Origin of the sequence: Maritalea mobilis (assembly GCF_019800885.1) — a bacterium.
Classification (GTDB): domain Bacteria; phylum Pseudomonadota; class Alphaproteobacteria; order Rhodobacterales; family Rhodobacteraceae; genus Roseibacterium; species Roseibacterium beibuensis.
This window is the reverse complement of sequence record NZ_JAHVKE010000002.1, coordinates 1-15,338: the sequence shown is the minus strand read 5'-3', so window position 1 is coordinate 15,338 and position 15,338 is coordinate 1. Positions and strand designations below refer to the sequence as shown.

Here is a 15,338-nt window from a genome sequence, read left to right as displayed (position 1 = left end):
TCTGTGGCAAGCCTCAGTCATCTGGTCCGTCTAGGGCCGGAATGGCCGCTTCGTCAAATTCGGTGGTGTTCAACGCGTCCGCCAACCGCGATTGGGCGGCGCCGGGTCGCAGGGGTTTCTGCTGGCTGTCATGCGGGGCCCAAGCGGTCAGGAAGGCGAGATCGAAGGTCGCGGTGATCCGCCCATCGGGTGTCCCGAAGCGGTCGGCATATAGCGCAGCCATATGCGCGAAAAGGCTTTTCGGCATCGTGCGGCGGTGCCGGTCGGCCAGGGCGTTGGTCTCGCCCATGTCTCGCAGGTCGCGCATCAGGGCGAACGCGTCGGGATAGGTCACGGTCTTTTTCACCCGATCCGCTACCGGCAGGGCGAGGCCCGCGCGTTGCAGCAGCGACCCCATGTCGCGGATCTCGGCCATCGGCGCGACGCGGGGAGACAGCCCGCCCATGGTGGCGATCTCTGCCTCGGCCAGCGTTTGGCGCAGTTCCGAAAGGGTCTCTCCGCCGAAACACGTGGCGAGGAACAGGCCATCAGGGCGCAGGGCGCGACGGCATTGCACGATCTGGCCAACCGGGTCATCGGCCCAGTGCAGCCCCATGGCATGCACCACGAGATCATGCGCGCCCGCGTCGAGATCGAGTGTCTCGGCATCCGCGACCACACGGGCATTCGGGAGCAGATCGGCCCATATTTGCGGGAACGGCGTCACGATCGCGGGCGACGTAAACCTTCTGTTAACGTCGATGAGCCTCTCCTGCAGCTCGAACCGGGCCTCGTCATGCAGGAACCCGGCCCGATCCAGCCGCGCACGGGCGCGGTGCCGCGCAAGGGCAGCGGCATCCACGAGACGAGGCTGTGGGGTGGTCGGGGTCATCAAGTCTGGGTCCTGTTCACTGACCCATCGCAACTTAGGGGGCGAAGGTGAGATTGCAAACGATGCTGCATGCGGTTTTTCCGCCGGAATGCTTGAATTGCGGCGCACACGTCGACAGCGATTTCGCGATCTGCGGGTCGTGCTGGGCCGAAACGCCCTTCATTCTTGGCGCGGCCTGTGACCTTTGCGGCACCGGCTTGCCCGGCCAGAGCGCCGAGGGCGAGAGGCTGGTCTGCGACGAATGCCACCGGATCGCGCGGCCTTGGGCCGCAGGGCGGGCGGTCATGGCCTATGACGGGGTCGGACGCAAACTGGTGCTTGGCCTCAAACATGGCGACCGGGCCGAGGTGGCGCGGGCCGCCGGGCCCTGGCTGGCGCGTGCCGGGGCCGACCTGTTGGCGGGCGCCCCCGTTCTGGTGCCTATCCCGCTGCATTGGCGGCGTCTTGCGCAACGACGGTTCAACCAGTCCGCGCTTCTGGTGCAGGCGATGGGCCGGGTGACGGGGGCCGAGGTCGCGCCGCAGGCCCTTGTCCGCGCACGCGCCACGCCAAGCCAGGATGGGCGCGACCGCGATGCGCGGTTTCGCAACCTGTCCGATGCGATTCGGCCACACCCGAAATACGGTGCGATCTTGGCTGGTCGCCCGGTGGTGCTTGTCGATGACGTCATGACCTCGGGCGCGACATTCGCCGCGGCGACCGAAGCCTGCCGAGGCGCGGGCGCCACAGAAATTCGCGTGATCGCTCTGGCCCGCGTCGGGATGGATACTTAGGTTGGGTCAACACCAGTACAGCAGGAAAGTCCCGGCCCATGTCGACCATCGAGATGTATACCTCGCCGTTTTGCGGCTTTTGCCACGCGGCGAAACGGCTTTTGCAGAGCAAGGGCCAAAGCTTTGTCGAGTACGACGTCATGCGGGACCCGTCGAAACGCCAGGAGATGCTGCAACGCGCCAATGGCCGCCACACGGTGCCGCAGATCTTCATCGGCGACACCCATGTCGGCGGCTATGACGACATGGCGGCGCTGGATCGGGACGGCAAGCTTGACTCCCTGCTGAACGGCGCGTGACGGGCTGGCGCGACCACCCGCCCTCTTGCGCCAACGCCCCTCAAGCCGTTCTAATCCCGGAATGACCGGTTCCGACGACCCGCTTTCGGTTGCCCTTTTCAGCGAGATGTTCATGGCGGACCAGCTGGCGCGCAACCGGCTGTCCCGTGCCTTGCCCAAGGGCATGGAGCTGAGTCATTTCTCGGTGCTGAACCATCTTGCGCGGTCGAGCGAAGAGAAATCCCCCGCCCAACTGGCCCGGGTTTTCCACGTCACGCGCGGCGCGATGACCAACACGCTGAACCGTCTGGAATGGGCGGGGCATATCCACGTGCGCCCCGATTGGGACGATGCGCGGCGCAAGATGATCTCGATCAGCCCCTCGGGCAAACGCGCCCGCGACGCGGCTATCGCCGCCATCGCCCCGATCCTTGCCGACACGGTGCGCGAAATCGGATCGGACCGCGTGCGGCAGACGCTTCCCGTGATTCGGGAGCTGCGCCTGCGGCTGGAAAGCGACGAGGGTTAGGCCGGTTTGATCGAGGCGGTGACGTAGTTCACCGACAGGTCCCGGTCCGAGATCGACCAGCTCCACGCGATCGGGTTGAAGACGAACCCCTTGCGATCGACCGGGTCGAGGCCCGCGTTGCGGATCAGGTCATAAAGTTCATCGGGCGTGATGAACTTCGACCATTCATGCGTCCCCTTGGGCAGCCAGCGCATGATGTATTCCGCGCCCACGATTGCCATGGCAAAGCTTTTGGGGTTGCGGTTGAGCGTCGAGCAGACCATCAGCCCGCCGGGCTTCAACAGCTGGCGGCAGGCGGTCAGGTAGGCCAGGGGGTCGGCCACGTGTTCGACCACTTCCATGTTCAGCACGACATCGAATTGCTCGCCCGCCGCGGCCAGCGCCTCGGCGGTGGTGTGGCGATAGTCGATCTCGAGCCCCGATTGCTCGGCGTGGATCTTGGCCACGGGGATGTTGCGCTCGGCTGCATCGGCGCCGATCACCGTCGCTCCCAGACGCGCCATTGGTTCCGACAGCAACCCGCCGCCACAGCCGATATCCAGAAGGCGCAGCCCCTCGAACGGCTTGTCCGCCGTCAGGTCGCGCCCGAACTCGGCGGCGATCTGCGTCGTGATGTAGTCCAGCCGGACGGGGTTCATCTCGTGCAGCGGCTTGAACTTGCCGTGCGGATCCCACCATTCGGCGGCCATGGCCTCGAACTTGGCGATTTCGGATGCGTCGACGGTGTCGACAGTTTGCGTGGCGGTGTTCATGGACATCCCCCCGTCTTCCTGCGAGTGTGGTGGTGCCAGTGTCTTGAGGATCTATATAGGAAGCCGATGGACAAGTTCTCCGGCCAAAAGCGCGCAGCCGCGCATCTTTTCCCCCCGATCGACCCGTTTGACCAACGGATGCTCGATGTTGGCGATGGGCATCACATTTACGTGGAGCAGTGCGGCAACCCCAAGGGCGCACCTGTCGTGGTGTTGCATGGCGGTCCGGGCGGCGGGTGCAGCCCGGCCATGCGGCGCTATTTCGATCCCAAGGATTGGCGGATCATCCTGTTCGACCAGCGCGGCTGCGGGCGGTCGCGGCCCCATGCCACGGTCCGCAGCAACACGACCTGGCACCTTGTCGACGATATCGAGCGGATCCGGAACACGCTGGGGATCGAGCGGTGGGCGGTTTTCGGCGGCAGCTGGGGCGCGACACTCGCCCTGATCTATGCCGAGGCGCATCCCGAACGCGTGGGCTATCTCGCCCTGCGCGGCGTGTTCCTGTCGATGCAGCGCGAACTGGATTGGTTCTACGGGGGCGGGGCCGGGCAATTCTGGCCGGACCAGTGGTCGCGCTTCGTGACCCCGATCCCCGAGGAAGAGCGCGGCGACCTGATCGCGGCCTATAACCGGCGTCTCTTCTGCGGCGACCTGATGACCGAGACGCGCTATGCCCGGGCCTGGGCGGCGTGGGAAAACGCGCTGGCCTCGATGGAAAGCGACGGGATGGGGGGCGAAAGCCCGGCCGATTATGCCCGCGCCTTCGCCCGGCTGGAAAACCATTACTTCGCCAACAAGGGCTTCCTCGAGGAAGACGGCCAGATCCTGCGCGACCTTCACCGGATCGCGCATATCCCCGGCACCGTGGTGCAGGGGCGCTACGACATGATCTGCCCGCCCTTGTCGGCGCATCGTCTGACGTCGGGGTGGCCTTCAGGCCGGTTGCACATGATCCGCAACGCGGGCCATGCCTTGAGCGAGGGCGGCATCAGCGAGGAGTTGGTGCGCGTGATGAAGGGCGTCGGACAGGCGCGCGACAAGTTCGGCCTTTGACCCTGTTCAACGGGTCGGGCGCGGCTGCGGCGGCAAGACGCCGGTCTGTGGCGGCCCTTTCAGCAAACGCCGATCGATCCGTGGGCTGAGGCGGTCGCGGATCAGCGCCACGGGGTGGCTGCGCAAGGTCAGGCGCATGGCGACGTAATCTTCCACCACCTCTTCGCCCTCGGTCATCTTTGGCAGATGGGCGGCAGGCTCCACGATCCCTTCACCATCCAGATCGCCCGCGAACAGCGGCAATTCACGCTTGGGTGTCAGCGCGCGGGCGGCCCACAGCGCCTGCCGCCGATCCAGCCCGAGCGCGGCGAAGGCGTCGGCCTCGGACAGGATGGTGAGAAACCGCGCCTCCAGCCCCGCGCGGCGCCAGACATCCTCGACCGAGGTGTAGCCGTTGCCGCGTGCGGCGGTCAGCCAATCGGCCTCTTCCTCGCGCATCGACTTGATCTGCCGGAACCCTAGCCGCAGCGCCAACTCGCCCGTCTCGGTCCGTTCCATCACGTTGTCCCAGTGGGAGCGGTTCACGCAGATGGGCCGCACCTCCACCCCGTGTTCGCGGGCGTCGCGCACGATCTGGGCAGGGGCGTAGAAGCCCATGGGCTGGCTGTTGAGCAGCGCGCAGGCGAAGATGCCGGGGTGATGCCGTTTCAGCCACGCGCTGGCATAGACCAACAGGGCAAAACTGGCGGCGTGGCTTTCGGGAAAGCCGTAGCTGCCGAAACCCTCGATCTGGGAAAAGCAGCGTTCGGCGAATGCGTCGTCATAGCCATTGGCCCGCATCCCGCGCAGGAACCGGGTGCGAAATTCGCTGACATTGCCGTGCTTCTTGAAGGTGGCGAGTGACCGGCGCAGGCGGTCGGCCTCTTCGGCGGTGAAGCCCGCGCCGGTGATCGCGATCTGCATCGCCTGTTCCTGGAACAGCGGCACGCCGAGGGTCTTGCCCAGCACGCGTCCGAGGTCGTCCGAGGGAAAGCTGACTTCTTCCTCGCCGTTGCGGCGGCGGATGAAGGGGTGGACCATGTCGCCCTGGATGGGACCGGGGCGGATGATCGCGACCTGGATCACGAGGTCGTAGAAACAGCGCGGCCGCATGCGCGGCAGGAAATTCATCTGCGCCCGGCTTTCCACCTGGAAGACGCCCAGACTGTCGGCGCGGCACAGCATGTCATAGACCGCCGGATCCTCGGGCGGGAGGGTCGCCAGCGTGTAATCGGCCTGGTGGTGCATCGCCAACAGGTCGAACGCCTTGCGCACGCAGGTCAGCATCCCAAGCGCCAGCACATCGACCTTGAGGATGCCGAGCGCGTCGATGTCATCCTTGTCCCAGCAGATGACGGTGCGGTCCTCCATCGTGGCGTTCTCGATGGGGACCAGTTCATCAAGGCGGCCTTCAGTGATGACGAAACCGCCGACATGCTGGGACAGGTGGCGGGGAAAGCCGATGATTTCCTCGATCAGGCGGATGGTCTGTTTCAGGCGCGGGCTGTCGGGGTCGAGGCCGATTTCGCGCATGCGGTCCATCTCGGGTCCGGTTTTCGACCATGACCCCCAGATCTGGCTGGAGAGCGCCGAAAGCACATCCTCGCTCAGCCCCATGGCGCGGCCCACCTCGCGCACGGCGCGTTTGCCGCGATAGTGGATGACGGTGGCGCACAGGCCCGCGCGGTGGCGGCCATAGCGTTCGTAGATGTGCTGGATCACCTCTTCGCGTCGTTCATGTTCAAAATCGACGTCGATATCGGGCGGCTCGTTCCGCGCCTCGGAGACGAAGCGTTCAAACACCATGGTGCCGATCTCGGGTGAGACACTGGTCACGCCAAGCGCGTAGCAGGTGATCGAGTTCGCCGCCGACCCGCGCCCCTGACAGAGGATGCCGCGCGACCGGGCGAAGGCGACGATATCATGGACGGTCAGGAAATAGGGTTCGTAGTTCAGCTTGGCGATCAGGCGCAGCTCGTGCTGTAGCTGCTTTTGCGCACGCTCGGGGATGCCCTGGGGATAGCGCCATTCCAGCCCCTCCTGCGCCAGCCGGGTCAGGCGCTGGGCTGCGGTTTCGCCATCGGCGATTTCCGAGGGGTATTCGTAGCGCAGGCTGGCGATGTCGAACTGCAGGCGCGCGGCGATCTGGGTCGTGCGTGCGACCGCGTCCTCGTGCCCGGCGAAAAGGCGGCGCATCTCGACCTCGCCACGCAGGCGCTGTTCGGCATTGGCCTGCGCGGCGGTGCCCAGATCCTCGACGCGTAGCCCCTCGCGAATGCAGGTCAGCACATCGGTCAGCCGCCGCCGCGATCCGTGATGCATCAGGGGCCGGGCCGAGGCGACGGTGGGCAGGCCCAGCCGATCTGCCAGCCGCGCCGCCGCGTCTAAGCGCGCGTCGTCCAGCCCGTCATAGCGGGGCGCCATCAGCAGGCTCATCTGCGGGCCGAGGCCGCGCACCAGGCGATCCGCCGGGCGCTGCCAGTCGGGGGTGGCGCGGTCGGGCGCGTGCAGCAAGAGTTCCAACCCGCGCGCCTGCCCCAGCAGGTCATCGACATGCAAAAGGCACCCACCCTTTTCTGCGCGCAGCTTGCCCACCGACAGCAGGCGGCACAGGCTGGCCCAGCCGGTGCGGTCGCGGGGCAGCGCGGTCAGGCGCACCCCCTCGGCCAGCGTCAGGCAGGCGGCGGGCAAGAGGCGCGGCACATGGTCGATGGGCGCGCGCGGCGGGTCTGGCAGATGCGCGGGTTTTGGCGGGCCGATCGGGTCGGCGCGGGCGGATTTGGCGTCGGCGATCTCTTCCTCGATCTTGCGCAGCTCGGACCACGCCCGCACCACGCCCGCGACCGAGTTTTCATCGGCGATCGCGATGGCTTCGATCCCCAGCAGGGCGGCACGCCGCGCGTATTCCTCGGGGTGCGATCCGCCCCTAAGAAAGGTGAAGTTCGAGGTGATGCTAAGCTCGGCGAATCCCATGGTGCCGGTTAGTATATTCACCTTTTGTTCTCATTTGGAGTCGCTTGTCGCCGCTCTTGCTACCGGCATCTTGTGGGGCCGGGTGCTTGGCAACCAAGGCCCAATCGGGCACCACGTCAAAGGGCCGTCATTCTCTGGCCGTGGAAGGTGCCTATGCTTCTCTCGATCCATCACGCGGCGATCATCTGTTCGGATTATGAACGGTCCCGGGCGTTCTATACCGACGTTCTCGGGCTACGCATCCTTGCCGAGACGTACCGCGCCGCACGCCACTCGTGGAAACTTGACCTTGCCCTGCCGGATGGCGGCCAGGTCGAGCTGTTCTCTTTCCCCGATCCGCCGGTGCGGGCAACAGGCCCCGAGGCGCAGGGTTTGCGCCATCTTGCCTTTGCCGTGGCGGATGTGGCGGCGGCCAAGAGCGCCCTTGAGGCAAAAGGCGTGGCGGTTGAAGCCATCCGCATGGATGCGCTGACGGGGCGCGCCTTTACCTTTTTCCGAGACCCGGATGGCCTGCCGCTTGAACTGTACGAGGCGGGGTAAGGGCGCTCAGATCAGATCGAATTCGGTCAGAACGGCCTCGTAGATATCGCGCTTAAACGGCACGATCAGGGTCAGGAGGTCCTCCCCCGTCATCCAGCGCCACTCGGAAAACTCGACATCCTCGTGGGTCAGGTCGATGACGTCATCCCCGGCATCCAGCCGCATCAGCACCCATTTCTGGCTCTGGCCGCGATACTTGCCGCGATAGGGCAAAACCTCGGGCGGCAGATCGTAGGGCAGCCAGTCGGCGGTTTCACCCAGAACGGTGACATGCTTTCGCTTTACACCGGTCTCCTCGCGCAATTCGCGCAGGGCCGCCTTGACCGGGGTTTCGCCCTTGTCGATCCCGCCCTGCGGCATCTGCCAGGCGGGGGTGTCCATGTCGGCGCGTTGCCCGGCAAAGACACGGCCCTGCCCGTCCGTCAGCACCACGCCCACACAGGGGCGATAGGGCAGGGCCGCGATCTCGTCCGGCGTCATGCGCTTACTGCGGGTTCGGACCGAGCGCGTTCAGACCGGTCAGGATATCGATGGCATAGGCCAGCTGGTAATCCTCGTTCCGCAGGCGCGCGGTGGCTTCGGCTTCTTCACGCTCCAGTTCGCGCTGGCGCAACTCATCCTCGGTCAGGGTCGAGTTTTCCAGCGCGCCGCGCAGAGAGGCTTCGGTGCGGGCGGGGCGGTCGGCCTCGTCCTCGGCCATCTCCACCGGGTCGCGCTGTTCGACGATGATGTCGGGCGCCACGCCAAGCGCCTGGATCGAGCGGCCCGACGGCGTGTAGTAAAGCGACGTGGTCAGACGCATGGCGCCGTTGCCCGGCAGCGGCATCACCGACTGGACCGAGCCCTTGCCGAAGGTGTTGGTGCCCACGATCACCGCGCGGCGATGATCCTGAAGTGCGCCTGCCACGATCTCGCTGGCCGAGGCCGAGCCGCCATTGACCAGAACGACCATGGGCAGGCCTTCGATCAGGTCACCGGCGGTGGCGTTGTAACGCTCGCCATCGGCAACCTCGCGCCCGCGGGTCGAGACGATCTCGCCCTGTTCGAGGAAGGCATCGGACACGCGGATCGCCTGGCTGAGCAGGCCGCCGGGGTTGTTGCGAAGGTCGAGCACGACCCCGTTCAGGTTTTCGAGCCCGCCAACCTCGGCGATCATTTCCTCGAGGCCTTCGACGAGGTTCGGGAAGGTCTGATCGTTGAAGGTCGAGACCCGCAGGATCGCGGTGCGGCCTTCGAGGCGGTGGCGCACGGCGGTCAGCTGGATCCGGTCGCGCACGATGGTCACGTCGAAGGGTTCATCTTCGCCCTCGCGCACGATGGTGATGACGATCTCGGACCCGACCGGGCCGCGCATCAGGTCGACGGCCTGTTCCAGCGTCAGCCCCAACAAGGCCTCGCCATCCACATGGGTGATGAAGTCGCCGGCTTCGACGCCGGCCTCCATCGCGGGGGTGTCGTCCATGGGCGTGATGACGCGGACGAACCCGTCTTCCTGCGTCACCTCGATCCCGAGGCCGCCGAATTCGCCGCGGGTCTGCGTTTGCATCGCGTCGAAATCGCGCGGCGGCAGGTAGCTGGAATGCGGATCGAGCGAGGTCAGCATGCCGTTGATCGCGGCCTCGATCAGCGCGGCTTCGTCCACCTCTTCGACATAGTTGGCGCGGATGCGTTCGAACACGTCGCCGAACAGGTCGAGCTGTTGATAGACCGAGGCGTTGCGCGCCTCTTCCTGCGCCAGGAGCGGTCCTGCGACCTGCGTGGACAGGAGGACGCCCCCGGCGATGCCTCCGATGGCTGCGTAGATCAGCTTGTTCATGGGTGTGCGTCCTTGTACGTCTTTCGTTCGTTCTGCTCCGCGCGTGGCGCGCGCCGTCATTCGATTAGGAACCACTCGCCCGGGTCAACCGGACTGCCGCCCTCTCTCAACTCTATATAAAGCGTTTCCGAGAGGCCGGCACCACCGCCTTCCGCATCGGAGACGATCAATTCCCCGCCAGTGGCCACAGGCCCCGGCATGAGTCCAAGGGCCGTATCGCCCGCCACCAGTTGCCCGGCCGTCACGTAGAGGTCCCCCAAACCAGCGAGAATCAGAAGGTAATTCGTATCCGGTTCAAGGATAACGACATTTCCATAGTCCAGCAGAGGGCCGGCATAGCGGATCGACGCAGGCCAGGGCGCGGTCACGAGGGCGCGGGGGTGGGTGGCCAGCACGATCCCCGGGCGGCGGACGCCCGCCGCATCCGTTTCGTTGTAGCGTCGAAGAAGCGCACCCAGGGCAGGGGCGGGCAACGCGCCCTGCGCTTGCGTGAAATCCGGCAGATCGGCCGAGGCCGCGACCGGATCCGCGGCGAGAATCTCGGCAAAGCTGGTCAGCGAATCGACGTTTTCGAGGATCTGCCGCATCGCGTCGGCATCCAGGGCGAAGCGCGCCGGCAGGTCGCGCCGGTCGGCGATGGCCTGCGACAGCTCGGCTCGCGCGGCCTGTGCCCCTTGCAGCCCTTCGGTAAGCTGCGCGAGGGCGTTTTCCTGCAACGCGCGCAGCACTGCCAGTTCCTCCAGTTGCGCGCGCAGCGCCATCGCCTCGTCCGCGACGGCGGGCGTTACCTCGGACACGATCATGCCGGAACGGGCCGTGCCAAGCGGACCTTCCGGGTGCAGCAGGAGCAGGGGGGCGGGGGCCGCCTCGATGGATTGCAGAACGGCCAGAAGGCGGGCCAGGCGATCGCGCTCCGCTTCGAAGACCAGCAGGATGGTGCGTTCCCGCAAGGCGGCCTCGCGCAGGCCATCGCGCAGGGCCAGCAGGCCCTCCTCATAGGCGCGGACAGTCTGGGTCAGGGCCTCGACCCGGTCCCGCGCGCCCTCGGCCTCGGACAGGGATTGCCCGGCGGCCTCCAGCATCTCGGCGGCGCGGGCGGCTGTCTGCGCGGCATCGGTCTGGGCGGGGGCCGGACCGGCGATGCCGAGCGCACAGGCCACCGCGATGATCCGTGCCCATGCCCTCATGCCAAGAGGCTCTCCCCGGTCATTTCCTTGGGCTGCTCCAACCGCATCAGTTGCAGAAGCGTCGGCGCAAGATCGGCCAGCTTGCCGCCTTCGCGAAGCCTGGCCCCCTCCGGCCCGCCGACAAGGATCACCGGAACCGGGTTCAGCGTGTGCGCCGTGTGCGGCCCGCCCGTTACAGGGTCGACCATAGTCTCGCAATTGCCGTGATCGGCGGTGACGATCATCACGCCGCCGACCTTCTCCAACGCCGCCAGCGCCCGCCCGAGGCCCTTATCGACGACCTCGCAGGCGGCGATGGCGGCATCAAGGTCGCCGGTATGGCCGACCATGTCGGGATTGGCGAAGTTCACCACGATCAGGTCGTAGTCGCCCTCGATCGCCTCGATCAGGTGGTCGGTCACTTCACCTGCGGACATCTCGGGTTGCAGGTCATAGGTCGCCACCTTGGGCGACTGCGCCATGTAGCGGTCCTCGCCCTTTTCGGGAGGTTCCTTGCCGCCGTTCAGGAAGAAGGTGACATGGGGGTATTTTTCGGTCTCGGCGATGTGGAACTGCTTGAGCCCGTGCTGCGACACCCATTCGGCCAGCGTGTTCACGATCTCCTGCTTGGGAAAGACCGTGGTCATGTAGCGATCATGGCTTTTGGAATAGTCGACCATCCCCAGTTTGCCCGCGAGGTCCGGTCGCTCGCCCGTGTCGAACCCGTCGAACTCCGGGTCGCCGATGGCGGCGAGGATCTCGCGCGCACGGTCGGCCCGAAAGTTGAGGCAGAACACCCCGTCCCCATCCGCCATCCCGGCGTAGTCGCCCACCACGGTCGGCTGGATGAACTCGTCCGTCTCGCCCCGGTCATAGGCTTCGGCCACGGCGTCGGTTGCGTCGCCTGAAACGTGCAGCGTGCCCTCGGCCCCCTTGCCGCGCACCATCGCGTTGAAGGCCCGTTCGACCCGGTCCCAGCGCTTGTCGCGGTCCATGGCGAAATAGCGCCCGATCACGGTGGCGATGCGCACACCTTCGGGGCTGTTCGACTGGATATCCTCGATGAAGCTGGTGGCCGATTTCGGCGCCACGTCGCGGCCATCGGTGATGGCGTGAATGCGCACCGGTACACCCGCCGCTGCGATGACCCGCGCGGCCTCGGTCATGTGGGTGTACTGGCTGTGCACGCCCCCGTCCGAAACCAGCCCGAACAGATGCGCCGTGCCGCCGGTTTTCTTCAAAGCCGCGATGAATTCGACCAAGGCGTGTTCCTTGGTGAAACTGCCATCCTCGATGGCAGCGTCGATGCGCACGAGGTCCATCATCACGACGCGACCGGCGCCGATATTCATGTGCCCGACCTCCGAGTTGCCCATCTGCCCGTCGGGCAGGCCCACGGCGCGGCCATGGGTGGTCAGCGTCGCATGGGGGCAGGCTTGGTGAATCCGGTCGAAGTTCGGGGTCTTTGCCAGATGCGGGGCATTGTCCGCTTCGGTCGGTCCGATCCCCCAACCGTCGAGGATACACAGGACGACGGGGCGCGGGGGTGTCGGCGTTGCGTCAACCATGGAGCATCCTTCCCAGTTTGATCGCAACCGGGATACCGTTGGCCCGGCTGAGGCACAAGGCGCGGCCGCTGGCGAAGGATTCGTCCGAGCTTTCTATAGGTTTGAACAATGGAAGCTTGTTTCGTGGGTCCTTCTTGGTATTTTTGCCGACGATGCAGGGCTATCCCGCACCTGCACCTGATTTGAGCGACGGGTCTTTCGATGAGCTATACCGACAATCCGCTTTATTCCCAGCAATGGCATTTCAACCTGATCGGCGACATCGAAACGATCTGGGCAGAGTACAGCGGCGATGGCGTCGTCGTCGCGGTCTATGACGACGGGGTTCAGCAGAATCACGCGGATCTCGCGGATAACTACGATGAGACGCTGGAACTGCCTTACGACGATGGCGATCCCAACGACTTCAATGACGGAATTATCGGCGATTTCGACGACGGTCATGGGACCGCCTGCGCAGGCATTATTGCAGCAGGGAATAACGACGAAGGCGGGATCGGTGTCGCTTGGGGCGCGACGATCACAGGCGTCGATTACCTGGTGGACATCCAGAACGCCGGATCGGCGGCGATGGTCCAGGCGCTCTACGACATGGAAAATTATGACGTCGTGTCGAATAGCTGGGGGACCTTCGGGTTCGGGTATACTTTTGATTCCAGCTATGCCGACATTCAGAACGCGGTCTTTGGGTTGGTGGACGAGGCGAACGCCTTGGCCAGTGCCGCCGAAAACGGGCGTGGTGGACTTGGCACGATCATGGTCAAGGCCGCCGGCAATGACGCTGGCAGCGGCGTGCAGTACGGCGTCACGGGTCACCCCAGTTCACAGAACGATGGTCTCAACGTCGTGCGCCAGATCATCACGGTCGCTGCCACAGAGTCCGATGGCTTCACGGCCGAGTATTCCAACTGGGGTGTCAACCTGTTGATTGCCGCGCCAGCGGCCGCGGTGACCACTGATCTTCTGGGCACCGGCAATGGGTATGACTGGACCGGTTCTGGCAGTGACGATTACACTAACACGTTCGGCGGGACATCTGCCGCGACGCCCGTTGTTTCCGGGGTTGTCGCCCTGATGCTGGAGGCCAACCCGAACCTCGGTTGGCGTGATGTGCAACAGATCCTTGCCCTGTCGGCCAGCCACACAGGGTCGTCCTTCGGCAGCGGCGCCGCCGGCTTTGAAGATGGATCATGGTTCTCCAACGGCGCGTCCAACTGGAACGGTGGCGGCCTCAGCTATCATATCAACTACGGCTACGGCATGGTCGATGCCTTTGCTGCCGTTCGCATGGCCGAGATGTGGTCGGAATTCTTCGATAATCCGCAGGTGTCGGCCAACGAGGTGACGTCCGTCCACACAAGTGCAACGACCAACCAGACCATCGACGGGTCGTCGATCATCTATGATGAGCTCGAGGTCTCCGCGAATGATGCGATTTCGATCGAGACGATTTATGTCTACGTCGATGCGACGCATACTTGGATGGACGACCTGACGATCACCTTGATCGCGCCCGACGGGACCGAATTTGTCCTGAACGAGAACAATGGCAGCAGCGCCGACCTTTTCGGCTACACCTTTGCCGTGAACGCCGCGATCGGCATGAGCAGTGAAGGCATCTGGACCCTCGAGATCGAGGATACTTTCCCCTCAGCTGACGATGGCACGTTCTACGATTTCGAGCTGACCTTCTTCGGGTCGGACTTCACCAATGACGACGTTCACCACTTCACCGACGATTTCGCCGATTACGAGGCCGTGGAGAGTGACCGTTTCAATATCTCGGACAACAACGGCGGCACGGATTGGCTGAATTTCGTCGCCGTGACGCAGGATGTCTGGGTCGATCTCAGCTTGTTCAACTCGATCTATTTTGATGCGGCATGGGTGGCGCAAGTCGTTACGCCCAGTGCGTTCGAAAACATTGCCACCGGAGATGGCGACGACATCATCGACGGCAACCTCCTCGGAAACCACATCATCACTGGGCGGGGCGACGACCGTATCTACGCCTACGACGGAGAGGATATCCTCGAAGGCGGTGCCGGCAACGACTACCTCTGGGGCGGTGCGGATTCGGACCATTTCATCTACAGCAGTGGTGCGGACACCATCGAAGACTTCACCTCGGAAGATCTTGTCCTCATCAACCCGGCCATCTGGGGCGGCAGCATTGCCAGCTTGTTGGCCGGTGCCACGGTGGTGAATGGGGATGTCGTCCTGAACTTCAGCGCGGGCAACAGCCTGACCTTCACGGGCATCTCCAATGTCAGCGCGCTGGAGGGGTACATCTATTTCGAAGGGGAATTGCCGACGACCCCCAATGCGATCACCGTGGACATTTCCGCTGCCGGTCAGGCGGCCGGTCTCGCGTTGCAGGATATTGAGGGGGCGCTCTCGGACCTCGTAATGGAGGCAGAGATCCAAAGTGGGCAGTCCTCGACCGGGTTCACGAGCATCTCCGTCGGCGATGGACAAACGATTGTCTACACGGTCACGGGCACCGGCCTGACCTACGGCACCGACGCGTTCGGCACCTACCTGAACGGTGGCACGGTCACCAATGTCAACGTCACGATCAACGGCACATTCGTGGGCAGCTTCTCCGGCACGATCGATGCCGCGCAACTGTCTGCTGCGGCCTTCGCAGAGCTTGGCGGATCGCTGGGCGCGCTCGAGGCGTTCTTCAGCGCCGTGAACTGGACGTATAACGGGTCGTCGAACGACGATATCATCCCCGAGGGCTTTCTTAGCGAGGATGGTGTCCCGTTCGCGTTCAACGGGACCGATTCGCTCACCCTTGGCGGCGGCAACGACTCGGTGTTTCTCGCCGGCGGTGATGACTTCGCCAATGGCGGTGATGGCGATGACAGCATCGGTGGCGGCGACGGCAACGACACGCTGGAAGGCGGCAACGGGACCGACACGCTGGAGGGTGGCACCGGCTCTGACACGTTGAATGCGACGGGTGGCAATGGCAACCTGCTGCGTGGCGGGGCGGGCGACGATGTGCTGATCGGCGGCTGGGGGTCTGACA

Annotated in this window: 13 protein-coding genes; 6 read left to right on the top strand and 7 right to left on the bottom strand. The window is 64.9% G+C overall.

Going from position 1 to position 15,338, the window contains the following annotated elements; translation table 11 throughout:
• Positions 1 to 13: 13 nt before the first annotated feature.
• On the bottom strand, positions 14 to 871 hold the full coding sequence (locus tag KUV65_RS08860; protein ID WP_222189732.1) for a methyltransferase domain-containing protein: 858 nt from the start codon (positions 869 to 871) through the stop codon (positions 14 to 16).
• 62 nt (positions 872 to 933) lie between these two features.
• Here KUV65_RS08860 and KUV65_RS08855 point away from each other — a divergent pair, with 62 nt between their 5' ends.
• From KUV65_RS08855 to KUV65_RS08845, 3 genes are all read left to right on the top strand, one after another.
• Positions 934 to 1,644: a ComF family protein gene (locus tag KUV65_RS08855; protein ID WP_261331717.1), complete on the top strand. Its 711-nt coding sequence runs from the start codon at positions 934 to 936 to the stop codon at positions 1,642 to 1,644.
• Positions 1,645 to 1,682: 38 nt separating this feature from the next.
• Positions 1,683 to 1,943, top strand: coding sequence for a glutaredoxin 3 (grxC, locus tag KUV65_RS08850; protein WP_222189728.1), 261 nt, complete (start codon positions 1,683 to 1,685; stop codon positions 1,941 to 1,943).
• Between the two features lie 61 nt (positions 1,944 to 2,004).
• Positions 2,005 to 2,451 carry a MarR family winged helix-turn-helix transcriptional regulator gene (locus KUV65_RS08845; RefSeq protein WP_222189727.1) on the top strand — a complete coding sequence of 149 codons (447 nt, stop codon included), beginning with the start codon at positions 2,005 to 2,007 and terminating at the stop codon, positions 2,449 to 2,451.
• On the opposite strand, the gene ubiG is transcribed toward KUV65_RS08845, so the two are convergent.
• Positions 2,448 to 3,203: a bifunctional 2-polyprenyl-6-hydroxyphenol methylase/3-demethylubiquinol 3-O-methyltransferase UbiG gene (ubiG, locus tag KUV65_RS08840; protein WP_222189726.1), complete on the bottom strand. Its 756-nt coding sequence runs from the start codon at positions 3,201 to 3,203 to the stop codon at positions 2,448 to 2,450. The two genes, KUV65_RS08845 and ubiG, sit on opposite strands and share 4 nt — an antisense overlap.
• A gap of 66 nt (positions 3,204 to 3,269) precedes the next feature.
• Here ubiG and pip point away from each other — a divergent pair, with 66 nt between their 5' ends.
• Entirely contained in the window at positions 3,270 to 4,259 is a 990-nt protein-coding gene (pip, locus tag KUV65_RS08835) for a prolyl aminopeptidase (RefSeq protein WP_222189725.1), read from the top strand.
• A gap of 6 nt (positions 4,260 to 4,265) precedes the next feature.
• Here the strand turns inward: pip and KUV65_RS08830 are convergent, their stop codons facing one another.
• Positions 4,266 to 7,232: an error-prone DNA polymerase gene (locus KUV65_RS08830; RefSeq protein WP_308124586.1), complete on the bottom strand. Its 2,967-nt coding sequence runs from the start codon at positions 7,230 to 7,232 to the stop codon at positions 4,266 to 4,268.
• Positions 7,233 to 7,364: 132 nt separating this feature from the next.
• Between KUV65_RS08830 and gloA2 the strand changes: the two genes are divergently transcribed.
• On the top strand, positions 7,365 to 7,751 hold the full coding sequence (gene gloA2 / locus KUV65_RS08825; RefSeq protein ID WP_222189724.1) for an SMU1112c/YaeR family gloxylase I-like metalloprotein: 387 nt from the start codon (positions 7,365 to 7,367) through the stop codon (positions 7,749 to 7,751).
• A gap of 6 nt (positions 7,752 to 7,757) precedes the next feature.
• Here the strand turns inward: gloA2 and KUV65_RS08820 are convergent, their stop codons facing one another.
• Genes KUV65_RS08820 through gpmI form a run of 4 tightly spaced genes read right to left on the bottom strand, consistent with a single transcriptional unit; the run spans position 7,758 to position 12,301 of the window.
• Positions 7,758 to 8,231 carry an RNA pyrophosphohydrolase gene (locus KUV65_RS08820; RefSeq protein WP_222189722.1) on the bottom strand — a complete coding sequence of 158 codons (474 nt, stop codon included), beginning with the start codon at positions 8,229 to 8,231 and terminating at the stop codon, positions 7,758 to 7,760.
• A gap of 4 nt (positions 8,232 to 8,235) precedes the next feature.
• Positions 8,236 to 9,567 carry a S41 family peptidase gene (locus KUV65_RS08815; RefSeq protein WP_222189721.1) on the bottom strand — a complete coding sequence of 444 codons (1,332 nt, stop codon included), beginning with the start codon at positions 9,565 to 9,567 and terminating at the stop codon, positions 8,236 to 8,238.
• Positions 9,568 to 9,623: 56 nt separating this feature from the next.
• Complete coding sequence (locus KUV65_RS08810) at positions 9,624 to 10,754, bottom strand: murein hydrolase activator EnvC family protein (RefSeq protein WP_222189719.1); 1,131 nt, start codon at positions 10,752 to 10,754, stop codon at positions 9,624 to 9,626.
• Positions 10,751 to 12,301, bottom strand: a complete 1,551-nt coding sequence (gene gpmI / locus KUV65_RS08805) for a 2,3-bisphosphoglycerate-independent phosphoglycerate mutase (RefSeq protein ID WP_222189716.1) — start codon at positions 12,299 to 12,301, stop codon at positions 10,751 to 10,753. Before gpmI ends, KUV65_RS08810 begins: the two co-directional genes overlap by 4 nt.
• A gap of 201 nt (positions 12,302 to 12,502) precedes the next feature.
• Between gpmI and KUV65_RS08800 the strand changes: the two genes are divergently transcribed.
• Positions 12,503 to 15,338: S8 family serine peptidase (locus tag KUV65_RS08800; RefSeq protein ID WP_222189714.1), on the top strand; the 2,836-nt coding region annotated here is incomplete at its 3' end.